The organism is Mycetohabitans sp. B3, from assembly GCF_021498065.1.
GTDB lineage: Bacteria > Pseudomonadota > Gammaproteobacteria > Burkholderiales > Burkholderiaceae > Mycetohabitans.
Genome location: NZ_JAHLKN010000039.1, coordinates 240,361 through 258,408, shown reverse-complemented (window position 1 = coordinate 258,408; position 18,048 = coordinate 240,361). Strand labels below are relative to the sequence as shown.

The following is an 18,048-nucleotide window of genomic DNA, read 5'->3' as shown; positions in this document are numbered from 1 at the left end:
ATAACGTGGGTGCGCGAGACGTTGACATGTGACGTTCGGGTAAGATGGTGGCAGATGACGGTGGCGTATGGCAGGCAGCGACTTGACCGCTATGTGCATCAGTGTGTCATTGACGGTGTACGCGCCGCAGACCGCGCGCCGCATCACAGCGTCGGCGATTGCGTCGCGATGTTCGAGCGGCATCGCGACGCCTTTAGGTACGCGGCGCGTTCAATCAGCGCCGACGTGTCGATGTCGGCCGGCAGCGTGCCATAGACCCTTGCTCAGTCGGTACCAGCCTCGCGCCGGCCTGTGTCAAAAAGGCTTGCGCCGTCCTGCTCGAAGGCGCGCGCTAGCCGCATGAATAGTGGTGTCGCAAACTCCGACTTCAGTGCCAGGTCCGCCAGCACGTTGCGCATCAGCGGCTGCTCGGCCAGGTATCGGCCGACTGCCTGCCGGTGCCGCGTAGGGTGGATCGCGTGCTTGAGCGAGGCGCGCATTTGTGTCGCGTTGCCGATCACGCAATCACGTCGTGTCAAGTTGGCTATTTTGATGCTGGCTTGTGCGGCAAACCGTCAGATGCCGGCTGGCGGCTCGGTGAAATCGGCGCTGTCCTGGTTGGGCAGCCAAGAGGGCGTCGTCGCCAGCCTGACGATGATGATCTGTGGGGTGGTGATGGTGTTGCTGGCTCCGCTGCTGGCCGTCTGGCTCGATTGAGTGATATCTGCGGTTTTGCTACAATCACCGTTCGTTTCGAGGAGCGTTGCGACGGCTAATGGCCGCCAGGCTCGAAACGTTTCGATCGGCGGTTCCGATTTGCGCGGTCAACGCGCGCGGCCGCCGCCACAACGGCGCTCACGTCTTTTATTTCTCTTGACAGAAAAGGAGGCGTGATGAACGCCGTAGTCTACGAAAAAAACCTATCCCAGGATTGTGTCGTTGCCGACCCGTCGCTCGCCGAATGGGGCCGCAAGGAACTGAACATCGCCGAGACCGAAATGCCGGGTCTGGTGCAGATCCGCGACGAGTACCAGGCCGAGCAGCCGCTGAAGGGGGCCCGCATCGCCGGCTCACTGCACATGACGATCCAGACCGGCGTGCTGATTGAGACGCTGAAGGCGCTGGGCGCGGACGTGCGCTGGGCGTCGTGCAACGTTTTCTCGACGCAGGACCACGCAGCGGCGGCGATCGCCGCAACCGGCACGCCAGTGTTCGCGTACAAGGGCGAGTCGCTCGACGAATACTGGGAGTTTGCGCACCGGATCTTTGAATGGCCGAACGGCCAGTTCGCCAACATGATCCTCGATGATGGCGGCGACGCGACGCTGCTGCTGATTCTGGGTGCGAAGGCCGAGCAGGATCGCTCAGTGATCGCCAAGCCGCTCAACGAGGAAGAGGTCGCGTTGTATAACGCGATTGCCCGTTACCTCGACACGGACCCGCACTGGTACTCGACGCGCCTCGCGCATATTCGCGGCGTCACCGAAGAAACCACGACCGGCGTGCATCGGCTGTACCAGATGGAGCGCGAGGGCCAGCTGCCGTTCCCGGCCATCAACGTGAACGATTCGGTGACCAAGTCCAAGTTCGACAACCTGTACGGTTGCCGCGAATCGTTGGTGGACGGCATCAAGCGCGCGACCGACGTGATGATCGCCGGCAAGATCGCCGTGGTGGCCGGCTACGGTGACGTTGGTAAGGGTTGCGCACAATCGCTGCGCGGGCTCGGCGCGACCGTGTGGGTGACCGAGATCGATCCGATCTGCGCATTGCAGGCGGCGATGGAAGGCTATCGCGTCGTCACGATGGACTACGCGGCGGATAAGGCCGACATCTTCGTAACGGCCACCGGCAACTACCATGTGATTAACCACGACCACATGAAGGCGATGCGCCACAACGCGATCGTCTGCAATATTGGCCACTTCGATTCCGAAATCGACGTGGCATCTACGCGCCAGTACCAGTGGGAGAATATCAAGCCGCAAGTGGACCACATCATCTTCCCGGATGGTAAGCGGGTGATCCTGCTGGCCGAGGGGCGGCTTGTAAACCTGGGGTGCGCGACCGGCCACCCATCGTTCGTGATGTCCAATTCGTTCACGAATCAGACGCTCGCGCAGATCGAGTTGTTCACGCGCGGCGACCAGTATCAGAACAAGGTCTACGTGCTGCCCAAGCATCTGGACGAAAAAGTCGCGCGGCTGCATCTGGCGCGCATCGGCGCGACACTGACCGAGCTCAGCGACGCGCAAGCGCGGTATATTGGCGTGGACAAGCACGGTCCGTTTAAGCCGGGCCACTACCGTTACTAACTGCGACTGCACGCGCGCCGGGGCACGATCGATAACGTGCCCCGGCGCGCACCGGCCGCATCACAGGGAGCCCCCGATGACTGTATTGCTGACCTGGTTGATCAATGCGCTTGCGCTGCTGATCATCACGTATATCGTGCCGTCGATCCAAATCAAGAGTTTCGGCACCGCGTTGATCGTCGCGCTCGTGCTCGGGTTGATCAACGCGATTATCCGGCCGCTCCTGATCCTATTCACGCTGCCGCTGACGGTGCTCACCCTGGGGTTGTTCATTCTGGTGATCAATGCGTTGTGCTTCTGGCTGAGTGCGACGTTGCTCAAGGGGTTCGAGGTCTCCGGCTTTTGGTCGGCATTCTTTGGCTCGATCCTGTACAGCATCGTGTCGTATCTGCTGAGCGCGTTGATCCTTGGGCATCGCTTTACCGTTGAGCGCTGGTACTAACGCGCGCTGGACGCACGCCGGCGGCACGTATCTCTTTCCAATACTTCTATGTCCTTGCCTGAAATCTCGTTCGAGTTCTTTCCGCCGAAGACGGCGGAAGGGGTCGATAAACTGCGCGCAACGCGTGCGCAACTGGCGCCGCTTAAGCCAAAGTTCATGTCGGTGACATTTGGCGCCGGCGGCTCGACACAGCAGGGCACGCTCGATACCGTGCTTGAAATGGCGGGTGAGGGCTTCGAGGCCGCGCCACATTTGTCGTGCATCGGCGCGTCGAAGGAGAGCTTGCGCGGCGTTTTGGCGCAGTACCGCCAGCACGGCATCAGGCACATCGTCGCGCTGCGCGGCGACTTGCCCTCTGGTATGGGAGAGGTCGGCGAGCTGCGCTATGCGTGCGACTTGGTTGCCTTCGTGCGCGCCGAGCACGGCGACTGGTTTCATATTGAAGTGGCCGCGTATCCCGAATACCACCCGCAGGCGAGGTCGCCGCGCGCGGACCTGGAGAATTTCGCACACAAGGTGAAGGCGGGCGCAAATTCAGCCATTACACAGTATTTCTATAATGCGGACGCCTATTTTCGCTTCGTCGACGACGCGCGCAGGCTTGGTGTTGACGCACCGATCGTGCCCGGCATCATGCCGATCACGAACTATGCGCAACTGATGCGGTTTTCCGAAATGTGCGGCGCAGAAGTCCCGAAGTGGATTGCGCGGCGACTGGAGAGTTTTGGTGACGACCGTGACGCCATTCGGGCATTTGGGCTGGATGTCGTGACCGCAATGTGCGAGCGGCTGGTCGTGAACGGTGCACCAGGATTGCATTTCTACACACTGAACGGCGCGTCGGCCAGCAAGGCGATTTGCGAGCGTCTGCGCATCTAGAGCGCAACAAGGACGGCCCGGCGCGCGTTGGCCGTTGAGAATTTGTCGAACGTGCGTTTTTTTCCGCCTTGCCGGTTTGGCGAAATCCAGTACACTCGCGCCTACACCGGAGATCCCGGGACGACAATTCGGAGCAAGCATGCCACATAACCGTCCGTTATCCGAAACCTACCGCGCGACCTATCATGCCGTGCTCGCCGTGGTGACCGCGCTGGCACTGAGTGGCGCCGGGCTCGCGCAAGCCGCGTCGCTGCCCAACAAGACGCTAGTCTATTGCTCCGAGGGCAGCCCTGCGGGCTTCGATCCGGCGCAGTACACCACCGGCACCGATTTCACCGCCAATACGTTCACCGTCTTTAATCGTCTGGTCGAGTTCGAGCGTGGTGGCACGAAGATTGAACCTGGCCTAGCCGAAAAGTGGGATGTGTCGCCGGACGGTCTGCAATACACTTTCCATTTGCGTCATGGCGTAAAGTTTCACTCGAATGACATCTTCAAGCCGACGCGTGATTTCAATGCCGACGACGTGCTGTTCACGTTCAATCGGATGCTCGACCCGAATCTGCCGTTCAACAAGGCGTACAAGGTCCAGTTCCCGTACTTCACTGACTTGGGGCTGGACAAACTGATCGCAAAGGTCGAAAAGATCAATCCGTATACTGTGCGGTTCACGCTGAAGGAGGTCAACGCGCCGTTCCTGCAGAACTTGGCGATGGAGTTCGCATCGATCCAGTCAGCCGAATACGCGGACGCGCTGCTCAAGGCCAATCGCGCGCCGGATTTGAACCAGAAGCCGATCGGCACCGGACCGTTTATTTTCAAACGCTACACGAAGGATGCGACGATCCGTTTCGACGGCAATCCCGATTACTGGAAGCCGGGCGCGGTTAAGGTCGGCAAGCTGATCTTTTCAATCACTGTCGATCCAGGCGTGCGGAGCCAGAAGCTCAAGCGCGGCGAATGCCAGATCACAGTCTATCCGCGGCCGGCTGACATCGAGTCGCTCAAGAGCGACCCGAACGTGCAATTGCCGTCTAAGCCGGGCTTCAACCTTGGCTACTTGGCGTACAACGTCGAACACAAGCCGTTTGACAACGCGCAGGTGCGCCGCGCGCTGGATATGGCGATCAACAAGAAGGCTATCATCGAGTCGGTGTACCAGGGCGCGGGCCAGCTTGCGACCAACCCAATGCCGCCGACCCAATGGTCGTACGACGCATCGATCAAGGCGTTGCCGTATGATCCGCAGCAAGCCAAGGCGTTGTTGCAGAAGGCGGGCGTCAAGAAAGGCGCCGAGGTCACGTTGTGGGCCATGCCCGTGCAACGCTCGTACAACCCGAATGGCAAGCTGATGGCCGAGATGATCCAGGCCGACTGGGCGAAGGTTGGCGTGAAGGCGAAGATCGTCACGTATGAATGGGGCGAGTACATTAAGCGCGCCCATGCGGGCGAGCACGACGCGATGCTGATTGGCTGGACCGGCGACAATGGCGATCCCGACAACTGGCTCGGCACGTTGCTCGGCTGTGACGCAGTCCATGGCAACAACTTTGATAGGTGGTGCTACAAGCCCTTCGACGATCGGGTCGTCAAGGGCCGCGAGACCACCGATCAGGCGCAGCGCACGAAACTGTACATCGAGGCGCAAAAGATCTTTGCCAAGGAGCTGCCGTTCTCGCCGCTCGCGCATTCGACGACATACCAGCCGATCGCGAAGAACGTTGTCGACTTCAAGATCGATCCGCTGGGTTACACCCGTTTTGACGGCGTGAGCTTGAAGTAAGCGTTTCGACATCGTCCTGCGTGACGCTGGCGACGACACGTCGCTCAAGCGTTGAGCATGGACTGCGGCGGCCCGGGCGCGAGCCCGCGCCGCCGCTCACGCACTGGCACCCACAAACGGGAGTTTTCATGATCCGTTTTGTCTTGCGCCGCCTGGGAATGGTCATACCGACGTTTATCGGCATCACCCTTCTCGCGTTCGCGCTGATTCATCTGATACCCGGCGATCCCATCGAAGTGATGATGGGCGAGCGCGGCGTCGATCCGCAGATGCATGCCGAGGCGCTGCATCGCCTGGGGCTCGATGAGCCGCTGCCGTTGCAGTATCTGCACTATGTTGGCCGCGCGCTGCATGGCAACCTCGGCACGTCGTTGATCACCAATACCAGCGTGATGGACGAGTTCGTCGCGCGCTTTCCGGCGACACTGGAGCTGTCGGTCTGCGCCATGGCGTTCGCGCTGCTGTTCGGCCTGCCGGCGGGCGTTGCCGCGGCGCTCAGGCGCGGCTCGTGGCTCGATCACACGGTGATGGGGACCGCGCTGACCGGCTATTCGATGCCGATCTTCTGGTGGGGACTGCTGCTGATCATGCTGTTCTCGGTCACGCTCGGCTGGACACCGGTGTCCGGGCGCATCGCGGTGGAATACGACATCCCGTATACGACGGGCTTCATGCTGATCGATTCGCTGCTGTCCACCGATGAGGGCGCGTTCAAGTCCGCCGTGTCGCATTTGATCCTGCCGGCGGTGGTGTTGGGCACGATTCCGCTGGCGGTCGTTGCGCGGATGACGCGCTCGTCGATGCTCGAGGTGCTGCGCGAGGACTATATCCGCACTGCGCGCGCCAAGGGCTTGTCGCCGGTGCGGATCGTCCTCGTGCACGCGCTGCGCAACGCGCTGATTCCCATTGTCACGGTGATTGGGCTGCAGGTCGGCACTTTGCTTGCGGGCGCGGTGTTGACCGAGACCCTGTTTTCGTGGCCTGGAATCGGCAAGTGGCTGATCGACGCCATCTCGCGCCGCGACTACCCAGTCGTGCAAGGCGGCATCCTGATGATCGCGACGCTGGTCATCCTGGTCAACCTGCTCGTCGATTTGCTGTACGGCGTGCTTAATCCGCGCATTCGCCACACGAGGTAACGATGGCAGACTTGCCAACTCCACCCCTGTCATCGCCGCAGGCGGTGACGCCGCCGCCGTCCGGACGCTTGCTGGCGGCGCGCGAATTTTGGGCCCAATTCTCGCGTAACCACGGCGCAGTCGGCGCGCTCGTGGTGGTCACGATATTGATCGTGGTCGCGCTGTTCGCGCCGCTGCTGGCGCCGCATAGCCCGATCGAGCAGTACCGGGAGTTTGTCAAGTTGCCACCGGCGTGGCTCGCCGGCGGCAACTGGCAGTTCGTGCTGGGCACTGATGAAGCGGGACGCGACATCCTGTCGCGGCTAATGTACGGCGCGCGGCTGTCGTTCTTCATCGGTCTGGTGTCAGTCGCGTTGGCGCTGCTGCCAGGCATCGTACTGGGCCTGGCCGCCGCATTCTTTCCGCGCTGGGGCGATGCGCCGATCATGCGGCTGATGGATGTGCTGCTCGCGCTGCCGTCATTGTTGCTCGCGGTGGCGGTCGTGGCCGTGATCGGGCCCGGATTGACCAACACGATGCTGGCCATTGCGATCGTCGCGCTGCCCGCCTACGTGCGGCTCACGCGCGCGTCCGCGCTCGGCGAGCTGCAAAAGGAGTATGTGACCGCCTCGCGCGTGGCGGGCGCCGGCACGTTGCGTCTGATGTTCTCTCAGGTGCTGCCTAACTGTACCGCGCCGTTGATTGTGCAAGCCACGCTCGGCTTCTCGACCGCGATTCTTGATGCCGCCGCGCTCGGCTTTCTCGGCCTGGGCGTGCAGCCGCCCTCAGCCGAATGGGGCGCGATGCTGGCCTCCGCGCGCGACTACATCGACAACGCGTGGTGGATCGTCACGATGCCGGGCTTGTCGATTCTGATCACCGTGCTGGCCATCAACCTGCTCGGCGACGGGTTGCGCGATGCACTCGATCCGAAATTGAAGAGGTTGTCATGAGCCCGAATCCGAATGCACCGTGCGATGCAGGTGCGCCGTTGCTGACGATCCGCAACCTGCATGTCGACTTCGACGGACTGGCCGCGGTCGATCGCGTGAATCTGTCGGTGGCCGCCGGCGAGGTGCTCGGCATTGTCGGCGAATCCGGTTCGGGCAAGAGCGTCACGTCGATGGCCCTGATGGGGTTGATCGACCCGCCGGGGCGCGTTAGCGCCGACGAACTATGCTTTGACGGCGTCGACCTGTTGCGCGCGTCGCCGTCTAAGCGCCGGCGCATCGTTGGCAAGGACATCGCGATGGTGTTTCAAGACGCGCTCACGAGTCTGAATCCAAGTTATACGGTCGGCTACCAGATCAAGGAAGTGCTTCGCTTGCACGAAGGGTTGCGCGGCGCGGCCCTGGAGCGCCGTGTGCTGGACCTGCTCGAGCAAGTTGGCATCCCGGACGCGAAGAACCGCATCAACGCGTTCCCCCACCAGATGTCGGGCGGGATGAATCAGCGCGTGATGATTGCTATGGCCGTGGCGTGCAACCCGAAACTGCTGATCGCCGACGAGCCGACCACCGCGCTGGACGTGACAATCCAGGCGCAGATCATGGATCTGCTGGTGCGCTTGCAGAAGGAGCGTGGTATGGCGCTCGTGCTGATCTCGCACGATCTGGCTGTGGTATCCGAGGTCGCGCAGCGGGTCGCGGTAATGTATGCGGGTGAGATCATCGAAATAAACCGCGTGCCGGATATTTTCTCGGCGCCGCACCATCCATACACGGAGGCGCTGCTGGCGGCCATTCCCGAGCACAACCGCGGTGCGCGGCGGCTCGCGGCGCTCTCCGGCATGGTGCCTGGCCACGGCGACCGCCCTAGTGGCTGCCTGTTCGCGCCGCGTTGTAAGTATGGGGTTGACGATTGTTGGATAGGGCGGCCCGCGCTCGCCCAACTCGATGCGCAGGACGACGCGATGCGTGCCCGATGCATCCGTCCTCTAAATATGGAAAAGGTCGTGGTGCCGATACTCGATGCGGGGCGCATTGCGCTGGCCGGCGCGACGCCGGGGGATGACGCCGGCGAGTGCGTCGCGGCGCCGGCCGCGCCGCCTGCCAGCGGCGTTGCCAACGACCGGCATGACCCGCACGCACGCGGCGCGCACGAGAACGGAGGTAAACGATGAGCGCGGTGGCGCATGCCCGCGACACGGCGACGGCCGAGGATGCCGTGCTGGTTGCGGACCAACTGACCAAGCACTACGAGGTGCGCCGTGGCCTATTCGGCACGGCCACCGTGAAGGCGCTCAACGGCGTGTCGTTTTTGCTCGCCCGTGGTCGCACGCTGGCGGTCGTCGGCGAGTCGGGATGCGGTAAGTCAACACTTGCGCGGCAATTGACGATGGTCGAGAGCCCGACGTCTGGCCGCCTGTTGATCGATGGCGCCAATGTCGCGACCGCCACGCATGAACAGCTAGCCGAGGTGCGCAAACGCGTTCAGATGGTGTTCCAAAACCCGTTTGCCTCGTTGAACCCGCGCAAGACGGTCGAGCAGACGCTGGCCGAGCCGCTTGCGATCAATACCGGGATGAGCGCCGGCGAGCGGGCATCGCGCATCGCCGAGATGATGCGCACGGTCGGCCTGCGGCCCGAACACGCGAAGCGGTATCCGCACATGTTCTCCGGCGGGCAGCGGCAGCGCGTGGCGATTGCGCGCGCGATGATCCTGACGCCGCGCATCGTCGTAGCTGACGAGCCGGTGTCAGCGCTGGACGTGTCGATCCAGGCGCAGATCTTGAACTTGTTTATGGACCTGCAGGACAAGTTCGGCACCAGCTACGTGTTCATTTCGCACAACCTCGCGGTGGTCGAGCACGTCGCCGACGATGTGATGGTGATGTATTTCGGCGGCATCGCGGAACGAGGGGCCAAGGCGACCCTCTTCGCGCGGCCGCGGCATCCGTACACACGCGCGTTGATGTCGGCCACACCGGCTATTTTCGAATCCGACCGTCGCCTTAAGATCAAGCTGGAAGGGGAGCTGCCGTCGCCGTTGAACCCTCCTCGCGGCTGCACATTCCATCAGCGCTGTCCGTACCGGATCGAGCGGTGCGTGGCCGAAGAGCCGAGGTTGCGCGACGTTGACGGCCGCCAAGTGGCCTGCCACCGTGCGGAGGAGATGGATGCTTGAGTGGCGGCGCGGCCGCCGCGCGCGATGCAATACCGGCCTGACCAAGTGGCTCACGTGGTGGGTCGCCTTCGGATTGTTGGCCAGTATCGCATCATCCGCGCACGCATTGTCCGGCGCGTCCATGGTGCAGGTTCCGCTGGGGCCGTCAACCGTGCCGATACCCGCCAACCAGACCGAGGCGGCCACGCCGCTGCGCCAGCACAGTCAGCCGGCGCTGCAAGCCGACGACGGAACGGCGCCTAGCCGGCCCGGCGCCGCCCAGGCGAGTATGCCGCGGCCTGCGCACATGCCGTTCTATGTCGCGACCAGGGGCGCCCTGACACTGTACCTGTTTGGCACGCTGCACGTTGGCGACCCGGCTGACTATCCCGCCGAGCAACCGTTTCGGCAACCGATCATCGACGCGTTGCGTGCGGCGTCGTGCATGGCATTTGAGCTTTCGCCCGACGATCTGGTGATGTCGCAGGACGATGTGACGCGCTATGGCATGTGCTCGTATGCGTGTCTGCCACGGTTGCTGCCGGCCGATATGTGGACGAAGATCGTGCGTCGCATGCGCGGCAATCCTGCCGGGCTCGCGGTAATCCGCAAGACACGCCCATGGTTGGCGGCGCTGCTGATCGAGACCTACGACTCGTTGTCGGCCGGGTTGCAGGCCGAGTACGGTTCCGAGCCACAGCTCGAAAACCTATACGTGGGGCGTATCGTCGGTCTCGAGACGCGCGATGAGCAGATCGCCGCCTTTGCCGGACTGACGCTCGCCGAGCAGCGCGAGATGCTCGCGCAGGACTTGCGGCAGATGCCGGCCGACAACGTGTCCGACGTGCGCGTCCTGCATGCGCTATGGCATGCCGGTGATGCCGATGCGATGGCAAACTGGCAGGCGCGGCAATCGGCGAAACTGGCGCGCTCGCCGACGTTGTCGCGGCGCATTGATGATCGGATCGTGTACCAGCGCAGCGAGCGCTTTGTTGCACGTATGCTGCTGCTTGCCGAGCCCAACAGACCGATCTTCGTCGCGATCGGCGCACTGCATCTCGGCGGGCCAAAGGGCGTGCTCGCGCTATTGCGCGATCGCGGCTTTGATGTCGTGCCGCGCTGACATGTGCCGGGCTGCTCGCGTCGCTATCACGGCGCTGGCCGCGAAGCGGCAGGATCGTGCGGATGTGGCCGGGCCATGCCGAGGCGGCAGGCTAGTACGGATGTGGCCGGGTCATACCGAGGCGACGGGCTCATGCGAATGCGGCTGGGCTGTGCCGAGGCGGCAGGCCAGTGTGGCCAGCTTAGTGCAACGCGCCGCCCGTTTCCGGCACATCCATGCGGACTGATAAGGCAGTCTGCACAATGACCTTCAGCCCTTCAATGACGGACGCGGTTGGCAGGCTGGGCTGGCCTGGGTGGCGCACGGCCTGCCGCGGCGTATAGGGTATATGCACGAAGCCACCGCGCAATTGCGGTGCACGTGTCGCGATGTAGTGCGACAGGATGTAGAAGAGACGGTTGCACGTGAAGGTGCCGGCCGTTTGCGACACCGATGCAGGGAGGCCGGCCTCGCGTAGCGCATGGACGAGCGCCTTGATCGGCAGCGTGGAGAAGTAAGCCGCCGGTCCGTCGCTGACGATCGGGGCGTCGATTGGCTGGTAACCGTCGTTGTCCGGGATGCGTGCATCGTCCACGTTGATGGCGACGCGCTCGACGGACAAGTCCGGACGCCCGCCGGCTTGGCCGACACAGATTGCCAGCGACGGATGCGTTGCCTCGATCGCGTCTAGCAGTGCCTGATCGAGCGTGCGAAAGCGCACTGGCATCATCCGCGCGTGTACGATGGCGTCGCCAGACGGGGTCGCGATCCGTGCGCCGTCGAGTGCGCGCACGGCCTCCCACGATGGATTGATCAGTTCATTTTCGAATGGCTCAAAACCGGTTAGCAGTACGGTGTGCATCGTACGGTTTTCCTGAATGAAGTGATGGTGACACAGCAAGGCGGCGCACAGCCAAAGCGATATGATGCCCGGTGGCATGGGCAAAAGCCATTTAATTCGCTTAGCGGCGTCGTGCGCGCGGAAGCGTCTCGCTTCGGATTAAAAGTGTAAATGATAATGGTTATCGTTAATATGGATTGCGTCCATTGTTTGATCGCAACCCATGCTAAGTTTTCCTACATTTCCAATCGGCTTGCCTCTGTCAGGCGCCTCGCGGGCGAAAAAGTACGTTCACCAAGACAAGGCCGATGTTCATTCCGGTCCGCCGAAGATCGACGTGGAGATCGCGTCCGTTGCCAACTGTTCAGGGCTGCTAGATGAATTAAATGCCATCAGCGATGGCACGCCTGCCTGCCGGAAGGCGTCGCTGAAGCGTCTTCGATGGGGTACAGCGTCCTGCTCGCTCATCGATAAGCATGCTGCAACGCTCGACGAATTGAAAGCATGGCGTCGCGGTACGGCCTCGGCCACGATGCTGGGACTGGAGTGCCCTAGCGAGCTGTATGCTCAAGTGAAGCGACTGGTGGAGCAGCGGCTCGGCGAGACCTCGGAGCATTGTGGTGCGCTGGCGATCGATGCCGATGAGTTCGTGCATTGCCTGTATGTGATGGTCGTGACGCTGATTCAAGTATCAAAGGGCGACGGCGCCGGCGTTGAAGCAGCGTTCAGGCAAGCATCGGAATTGCTTGCGCATGACCCGGTCGGATGGCTCAAGGACGCGGGTATTCCGCATGGCATCGCGGATATGGCGGTGACCGCTGGCATGACTGGACCGTTGCTGGCACTGGCGGGGCTGGCGATCAAGGAGGGCCTTGCTGAATGGCGCCGTGCGCGCAAGACTGACAAGGCGTTGGCGCAGGCACTCGATCAAGTGGATAAAGAAATAGTCGCGCTGCAGGCGCTCTCTGCGTTGCTTGATGCGCGGCGTCACAACGTGGGTGGCACGGCAGAACAGCGCAATGATGAGGGTACGGGCGCTAATGCGACGCCTGTAAGCGGTCAGCCGCTGCCCAAGCTCACGGCCATCCAGCAGGAGCGGCGTGCCGCGTTGCGCTTTCTGCGCAAGCAGAACGATGCGGACAAGGTGATTGGTGCTAGTTCATTCGCCTCTGGTAGCGCCATTGCAACCAAATGTATCGTCGATACCACGTTAAAGGGCGTCTACATCGGACAGCAGGGTAGCGCTGTTGCAACAACTGCTGCTGGCGCTGCGGGCGTGGTTGGTTCGGCAGCACTGGGGCCGATGGCTGCGGCCGGTTCGCTGGCGCTCGGCGGTTACATGCTGCACAAGTCACGTAAAAAACGCGACGCGTTCCGTGCAGAAAAGCAAAGCACGGATTCGAGAATAGCTTTTTGGCTAAAACGAACTGAAGCGCAGCGCCGAGGCGGCGCGTCAATGGATCCGCCGTATGACGAGCATACGCTCAGCGAGCGCTATGCACGCTTTCTTCGCGAAAAGACTCAGCAGCACGATGCGTTCTTCACACGCTATACGGACTGGAATAAAGGGTTTGTCGCCGGTAGTGGCCTTTATACCGCTTGCACGGTCTCCAAGCTTGCGCTGGCTGGCATCGTCGCGGCGGGCGGCACCGCGCTCGCGACGCCAGCCGCGCCAGTCGTGCTGATGGCCGGGACAGGTCTAGCCAGTGCCGCGATGATTTTTTTCTCAATGCAGTACTTGAAGGGTCACGGCAAACTTCAGCGTTACCAGCGCTATTATCACGACGATGACCCCGAACTCGATCGGCATTTTTTGGCGAGTGTCGATTTGTTATGCGCGGACGATCGACCGGGGGCGGGTTTTGATCTGCGTAAGGTCTTCTATTATCAAGCGGCGGCACGCGAGGACCAGCGCCAGGCCTTCCTTGCTGACGTGGCTGCGCGATGCGCGAAGCGGTTTGACGATCAATATACCTATACAGCCGACGACGACGAGGCGATTCGCCGACGGGGCCCTAAACCGAATGGTAAGCAGCAGCTGACGCAGCTCGCGCGGCGTGCCGGGGAGGCAGTAGTAGGCCGGGCCAAGGCCGCATCGGCGTTTGCTCGTATGGTCCATCTGGATGCGCGGACACAGACCTCGCGGGCCGCGCGCAGCGCGTGGAGCAATGCATCCGGCGCGGCGCGCAATGCATGGAATGAGTCGCGGCGCCATTTGACAAGAATGAGCCTAAAAGCGTGGCTTGCCGATCCTGCGAATCATGCCGAACAGGCGCGCGTGCTCAAGCAAATGATCGAGACACAACTGATTTATTTGGAGCGTAAGCTTGAAACTAAGCACCGCGCGTATAGCCATATCGAGCGCGGGCTCAATGTTGATAGAGGCGCGATGCCAGCGCATCGTCGCGGCGTGGCGGGCGTGCCAGCCCCTGTCGCCGCGTCGATGCCGGACGTGGCCGCATCCGAGGTACAGCGGCTTGTGCTGGGATTAAGCCGCGACATCGAAAATGACGAATGCCTATACCGCCAGGCTGTACTCGTGCGCGATGCACTGAGCGTGCTGGCGAGCCGGCCTGCGGGGACCCCGGGCAGCCGGCAGTTGCTCGCTTGCGCAATCGAACAGTTCATCAGCACGCAACAGGGCATGCTGCCGGATGCGGATATGCCGCTGCCGGACCTGGAAGCCAGCCACGATCGCTTGGCGACGTACCTAATGAAGGAAGCGCCGGTGCGCTACAAGGACCTGCGCGGCAAGCTGGTCGAGACGGAGCTCCAAGCCACGCGCATTTGGCAGGCATGGGAACAACGGATGGCCAGCCTCGTGTCGCAGGCTGGCACCCTCCAGCCCAATGCTACGCGCGAAACGCCAGCACGTTCATCAGCACGATATTGGCCACGAGGATCGCCAGTGCGGTCGGCACTTGCGCCTTGATCACCGCGTTTTTGTCGGGCAACTCCAGCAGCGCTGCCGGCACGATGTTAAAGTTCGCGGCCATCGGCGTAAGCAGTGTGCCGCAATAGCCAGAGAACATGCCGATCGCGGCCATCACGGCTGGGTCGGCGTGGAACACCCCGACCAGCACCGGCACGCCGACGCCGCCGGTCATGACCGGGAACGCGGCAAAGCCGTTGCCCATAATGACCGTAAAGAGCGCCATGCCGATACAGTACACCGCGACCGCGATTACCCGCAGGTCCATGTTGATGTAGGCCGTGGTCAGGTGGGCAACTGCCTTGCCCACGCCAGCGTCCGAAAACACCAGTCCCAGCATGCCCAACATCTGCGGCAGCAGCACCGCCCACGACAGCGCATCGACCAGGCGCCGTGTTTCCCGGGTTGACTGCGCAAGCGTGTCGCGCGTGAGCAAGCATGCGAACGCCACGGCGACGAGGCAGCCGATGCCGAATGCCACGAGCGTGACGTTCTTCGGGTCCAGCAACGGTGTGCCGCCGACATTCAGATGCGGCGCGGACAGCGTGAGCACGACGGTGACGGCCGGGATCGTCAGCGCCGGAAGGAACAGCTTGTTGCCGAGTCGTTTCGCGCTCGCCGTGCGCAACTCCGCCGATAGCATTTTCGCCTTGCCGCCGGCCACGCCGCCGAATCCGGCGATGAGCGCCATTGCGATGACGAAGGCGCCGACCAGTTCAGCCGGCAGGCGCTCGCCGATTAGGAAGATGATGGCCGCCAAGGCCCAGAATGTGCCGGCCAGCCAGCGCTTTGGATGCGTGGTGTCGGTGACGATCATGCCCGCGACAATGGCCAGCAGGATGCCCACCAGCCAGTAAAGATAGTTGATCGACAGCATTACGCTTGTTCTCCGCTTGATTGGGTGGGGGGGACGTCGGCGCCGCGCGGCTGGGTCAGCAGTTCGCGATCCAGCGACCGGTCGAGCAGGTACAGCCGCGTGCCATGGATCAAAAAGGCGCAGATCGCGGTCGGGATACCCCACAGCGCGACGTGCAACGGCACTACGTCGATGCCTGCCTCGTGCAGGAACGTGGTCATCAGCACGATCGCGCCGAATGCCACGAACACGTCCTCACCGAAGAACAATCCGACGTTGTCGGTGGCCGCGGAGAACGCCCGCAGCTTGTATCGCACCGCATCGGCAAGCGCGCCATAGCGCGTTTGCGCGGCGCCTTCGGCCATCGGCGCGATCAACGGACGGACCATCTGCGGATGACCACCCAGGCCGGTCAGTCCCACCGCGGCGGTCACTTCCCGCACGAACAGGTAGACGATCAACAGGCGTCCCGCAGTGGCGGACTTGATGCCGGCAATCCACTGGTGAGCCCGCTCGCGCAGCCCGTGACGCTCCAGCAAGCCAATGACTGCGAGCGGCAGCAGGATAATCAGTGGAAGGTTACGCGTCTTAACAAAGCCGATACCGATTTCCGCGAGGATCTTGGCCGGCGGATAGTGAGCGGCGGCGGCTGTCACGATCGCGGCGGCGGTGACCACGAGCATCGGATTGAAGCGCAGCACGAAGCCGGCAATGATGACGGCCACTCCGAGCAGTGGCCAGAGATTGAGGGTAGTTTGCATGAGATCTCCAATTGGCAAGTCCAGCGGTGGTGAACAAGCATGAAAAACCCGGCTTCATGGACCGGGCTGTGTTGTCAAGCATCGGGTGCACAGCCCACCGCCATTGCGACGTGGCGGGCTGCGTCAACCCGGATGCCTTCATTGGCCAGCCGCGCGCGGATGCGGCGGGCAAATTCGAGTGCGTGCGGACCGTCTCCGTGCAGGCAGATCGTCTGGGTGTTCAACGTCACCCAATGTCCGTCCACGGACCTCACGCGCTTGTCCCGGATCATCACCAGCGTGCGCTCCAACACCGCCTCCTCGTCCTCGAGCAGCGCGCCGGGCAGCTTGCGCGGCACCAGCGAGCCATCGGACAGGTAGCCGCGATCAGCGAACACTTCTTCGATCGCGAGCAGACCGGCACGCCGGGTCGCTTCGATCAGGCGGCTGTTCGCCAGACCGAACACGGCCAGCGATGGGTCGAAGTCGCGCACCGCGGCAACGATCGCATTGGCCAGCGTGATATCGCGCGCGGCCATGTTGTACAGGGCCCCATGAGGTTTCACGTGAGCCACCTTGCCGCCTTCGGCATGCACGATTGCGGCAAGGGCGCCGAGCTGATACAGCATGCCGGAATAGACATCGGAAGGCGGTAGCGCCATCTCGGCACGTCCGAAATTGTCCGGATCGTTGAAGCTAGGATGCGCGCCGATCGCCACGCCTTTCTCGATGGCCCAGCGAACACTCTGACGCATGATGCTGGGGCCCCCTGCATGCCAGCCGCACGCGATGTTCGCCGAACTCACTAGTTCGAGCAGCGCTTCATCATTGCCACATCCCTCGCCGAGATCGGCGTTCAGATCGACTTCCATGTTCCTGCCTTCAATTCATGCCGCAGCCTTACAGCGCTCCTGCTGTAGTGCAATGGCCAGCTCGATATGGCGCAAATATTTGTTGAGTTCCGCCAGTGCGTTGCGCGCCTGTTCCAACGAACATTGGATGAAATGAACCCGTTGGTTCAACCGAGCCTGCGCGAGCAGCCACAGGTCCGCGGCGATCACGCTGCCGAACCGCGGGTAGCCGCCGGTGGTCTGGGCGTCGCTCATCAGCACGATCGGCTGCCCATTCGGTGGCACCTGAATGGTGCCCGGCAGCACGCCGTGTGACAGCAGATCGATCGGGCTTTGCCGCTCCAGCACCGGGCCGGCTAGCCGGAAGCCCATCCGGTTGCTGTTTGGTGTGATCGACCAGTCCTCGTTCCAGAACGCGGCGTGGGCCTGCGTCGAAAAGCTTGCATATTCGGGGCCGGGTATGACCCGCACGCGCGTCGCGATGGCGCCGAGCCGGTGACCAGCGCCCTGTTCAAGATACTCTAGTGCGCACCAAGATGGTGGCTTGACCCCGAACGCCGGTGCTTCCGGACTGAATGCGGGGTTGCGCGCGCTCGCGGGCAGTGGCGTCACCGGCAAGCGATCGCCGTCCTTCAATACCCGCCCCGCGAGCCCGCCGAAATGCGCGCCCAAATCCGTCGAGCGCGAGCCCAGCATCGGCATCACATCAATGCCGCCGGCAATCGCCAAGTAGCCGCGCATGCCGATCGACGGCGCGCGCAGCGTCAAGGTTTGTCCTGCTTGCACCGGCAGGCTGCGCCATGCGTAGACAGGCTGGTCATCCAGCGTGGCGTGGAAGTCGGCGCCGGTCAGCGCGATGCGTGTGGCACGCGGGAACCGCAGCACCACCGGCCCTAGGGTCAATTCGAGCCCTGCGGCCCCCGGGACGTTGCCCACTAGCCGGTTGGCTACCTGCAGCGCCACGGTGTCGAGCGCGCCGGCGGTGCACACGCCACACTGGCGATGGCCGGTGCGGCCCAGGTCCTGGACGCTCGTCAGCGTCCCCGCGCGGATGACCTCGATCATGCGTGCCTCCCTGCCCAGTCATTGCGCGCCTGCAGTACCG

At 62.7% G+C, this 18,048-nt stretch carries 15 protein-coding genes, 2 pseudogenes and 1 riboswitch; of the genes and pseudogenes, 11 read left to right on the top strand and 6 right to left on the bottom strand.

Features of this window, described 5'->3' with window-relative positions; translation table 11 throughout:
* Positions 1–302: 302 nt before the first annotated feature.
* Positions 303–533: pseudogene (locus KQH55_RS13520) on the bottom strand (acyl-CoA dehydrogenase family protein); the annotation flags it as partial.
* A 64-nt stretch (positions 534–597) separates the two neighbouring features.
* On the opposite strand from KQH55_RS13520, the pseudogene KQH55_RS13515 reads away from it, so the two are divergent.
* The 10 genes and pseudogenes from KQH55_RS13515 to KQH55_RS13470 form a co-directional block, all read left to right on the top strand.
* Positions 598–696 (top strand): annotated as a pseudogene (locus tag KQH55_RS13515) (LrgB family protein); the annotation flags it as partial.
* A 32-nt stretch (positions 697–728) separates the two neighbouring features.
* Positions 729–843: riboswitch (S-adenosyl-L-homocysteine riboswitch) on the top strand.
* 29 nt (positions 844–872) lie between these two features.
* Positions 873–2,294 carry an adenosylhomocysteinase gene (ahcY, locus tag KQH55_RS13510; protein ID WP_076796556.1) on the top strand — a complete coding sequence of 474 codons (1,422 nt, stop codon included), beginning with the start codon at positions 873–875 and terminating at the stop codon, positions 2,292–2,294.
* Positions 2,295–2,370: 76 nt separating this feature from the next.
* A complete protein-coding gene (locus KQH55_RS13505) occupies positions 2,371–2,736 on the top strand; it encodes a phage holin family protein (RefSeq protein ID WP_076785924.1) in 366 nt (121 codons plus the stop codon).
* A gap of 48 nt (positions 2,737–2,784) precedes the next feature.
* The gene (gene metF / locus KQH55_RS13500; RefSeq protein WP_076796553.1) at positions 2,785–3,615 is read left to right on the top strand and encodes a methylenetetrahydrofolate reductase [NAD(P)H]; all 831 of its coding nucleotides are present in this window, start codon (positions 2,785–2,787) and stop codon (positions 3,613–3,615) included.
* Positions 3,616–3,754: 139 nt separating this feature from the next.
* On the top strand, positions 3,755–5,398 hold the full coding sequence (locus KQH55_RS13495; RefSeq protein WP_076796551.1) for an ABC transporter substrate-binding protein: 1,644 nt from the start codon (positions 3,755–3,757) through the stop codon (positions 5,396–5,398).
* 128 nt (positions 5,399–5,526) lie between these two features.
* Entirely contained in the window at positions 5,527–6,537 is a 1,011-nt protein-coding gene (locus tag KQH55_RS13490) for an ABC transporter permease subunit (RefSeq protein WP_235091366.1), read from the top strand.
* Positions 6,538–6,539: 2 nt separating this feature from the next.
* Positions 6,540–7,469, top strand: coding sequence for an ABC transporter permease subunit (locus KQH55_RS13485; RefSeq protein ID WP_076796548.1), 930 nt, complete (start codon positions 6,540–6,542; stop codon positions 7,467–7,469).
* Positions 7,466–8,638, top strand: a complete 1,173-nt coding sequence (locus KQH55_RS13480) for an ABC transporter ATP-binding protein (RefSeq protein ID WP_235091365.1) — start codon at positions 7,466–7,468, stop codon at positions 8,636–8,638. Before KQH55_RS13485 ends, KQH55_RS13480 begins: the two co-directional genes overlap by 4 nt.
* The gene (locus tag KQH55_RS13475; RefSeq protein WP_076796542.1) at positions 8,635–9,642 is read left to right on the top strand and encodes a peptide ABC transporter ATP-binding protein; all 1,008 of its coding nucleotides are present in this window, start codon (positions 8,635–8,637) and stop codon (positions 9,640–9,642) included. The genes KQH55_RS13480 and KQH55_RS13475 overlap by 4 nt, the downstream gene beginning before the upstream one ends.
* Entirely contained in the window at positions 9,635–10,744 is a 1,110-nt protein-coding gene (locus tag KQH55_RS13470; protein WP_076796540.1) for a TraB/GumN family protein, read from the top strand. Before KQH55_RS13475 ends, KQH55_RS13470 begins: the two co-directional genes overlap by 8 nt.
* A gap of 181 nt (positions 10,745–10,925) precedes the next feature.
* Here the strand turns inward: KQH55_RS13470 and pcp are convergent, their stop codons facing one another.
* Entirely contained in the window at positions 10,926–11,585 is a 660-nt protein-coding gene (pcp, locus tag KQH55_RS13465; RefSeq protein WP_235091364.1) for a pyroglutamyl-peptidase I, read from the bottom strand.
* 202 nt (positions 11,586–11,787) lie between these two features.
* Between pcp and KQH55_RS13460 the strand changes: the two genes are divergently transcribed.
* Positions 11,788–14,496: a hypothetical protein gene (locus KQH55_RS13460; protein ID WP_235091363.1), complete on the top strand. Its 2,709-nt coding sequence runs from the start codon at positions 11,788–11,790 to the stop codon at positions 14,494–14,496.
* Here the strand turns inward: KQH55_RS13460 and KQH55_RS13455 are convergent.
* The 4 genes from KQH55_RS13455 to KQH55_RS13440 all read right to left on the bottom strand — a co-directional run bounded on the left by KQH55_RS13455 (position 14,417) and on the right by KQH55_RS13440 (position 18,008).
* Complete coding sequence (locus KQH55_RS13455) at positions 14,417–15,373, bottom strand: DUF979 domain-containing protein (protein ID WP_076785932.1); 957 nt, start codon at positions 15,371–15,373, stop codon at positions 14,417–14,419. The two genes, KQH55_RS13460 and KQH55_RS13455, sit on opposite strands and share 80 nt — an antisense overlap.
* On the bottom strand, positions 15,373–16,113 hold the full coding sequence (locus tag KQH55_RS13450) for a DUF969 domain-containing protein (RefSeq protein WP_076785933.1): 741 nt from the start codon (positions 16,111–16,113) through the stop codon (positions 15,373–15,375). Before KQH55_RS13450 ends, KQH55_RS13455 begins: the two co-directional genes overlap by 1 nt.
* A 74-nt stretch (positions 16,114–16,187) precedes the next feature.
* On the bottom strand, positions 16,188–16,964 hold the full coding sequence (gene pxpA / locus KQH55_RS13445; RefSeq protein ID WP_076785934.1) for a 5-oxoprolinase subunit PxpA: 777 nt from the start codon (positions 16,962–16,964) through the stop codon (positions 16,188–16,190).
* A 15-nt stretch (positions 16,965–16,979) separates the two neighbouring features.
* Positions 16,980–18,008, bottom strand: coding sequence for a biotin-dependent carboxyltransferase family protein (locus tag KQH55_RS13440; RefSeq protein WP_076785935.1), 1,029 nt, complete (start codon positions 18,006–18,008; stop codon positions 16,980–16,982).
* Positions 18,009–18,048: the final 40 nt, after the last annotated feature.

Bases quoted from the DNA above. Each gene is read 5' to 3' on its own strand.
- ahcY (WP_076796556.1), top strand. From the start codon at position 873: ATGAACGCCGTAGTCTACGAAAAAAACCTATCCCAGGATTGTGTCGTT.
- KQH55_RS13480 (WP_235091365.1), top strand. From the start codon at position 7,466: ATGAGCCCGAATCCGAATGCACCGTGCGATGCAGGTGCGCCGTTGCTG.
- KQH55_RS13505 (WP_076785924.1), top strand. From the start codon at position 2,371: ATGACTGTATTGCTGACCTGGTTGATCAATGCGCTTGCGCTGCTGATC.
- KQH55_RS13470 (WP_076796540.1), top strand. From the start codon at position 9,635: ATGCTTGAGTGGCGGCGCGGCCGCCGCGCGCGATGCAATACCGGCCTG.
- pxpA (WP_076785934.1), bottom strand. From the start codon at position 16,964: ATGGAAGTCGATCTGAACGCCGATCTCGGCGAGGGATGTGGCAATGAT.
- metF (WP_076796553.1), top strand. From the start codon at position 2,785: ATGTCCTTGCCTGAAATCTCGTTCGAGTTCTTTCCGCCGAAGACGGCG.
- pcp (WP_235091364.1), bottom strand. From the start codon at position 11,585: ATGCACACCGTACTGCTAACCGGTTTTGAGCCATTCGAAAATGAACTG.
- KQH55_RS13485 (WP_076796548.1), top strand. From the start codon at position 6,540: ATGGCAGACTTGCCAACTCCACCCCTGTCATCGCCGCAGGCGGTGACG.
- KQH55_RS13475 (WP_076796542.1), top strand. From the start codon at position 8,635: ATGAGCGCGGTGGCGCATGCCCGCGACACGGCGACGGCCGAGGATGCC.
- KQH55_RS13495 (WP_076796551.1), top strand. From the start codon at position 3,755: ATGCCACATAACCGTCCGTTATCCGAAACCTACCGCGCGACCTATCAT.
- KQH55_RS13460 (WP_235091363.1), top strand. From the start codon at position 11,788: ATGCTAAGTTTTCCTACATTTCCAATCGGCTTGCCTCTGTCAGGCGCC.
- KQH55_RS13440 (WP_076785935.1), bottom strand. From the start codon at position 18,008: ATGATCGAGGTCATCCGCGCGGGGACGCTGACGAGCGTCCAGGACCTG.
- KQH55_RS13455 (WP_076785932.1), bottom strand. From the start codon at position 15,373: ATGCTGTCGATCAACTATCTTTACTGGCTGGTGGGCATCCTGCTGGCC.
- KQH55_RS13450 (WP_076785933.1), bottom strand. From the start codon at position 16,113: ATGCAAACTACCCTCAATCTCTGGCCACTGCTCGGAGTGGCCGTCATC.
- KQH55_RS13490 (WP_235091366.1), top strand. From the start codon at position 5,527: ATGATCCGTTTTGTCTTGCGCCGCCTGGGAATGGTCATACCGACGTTT.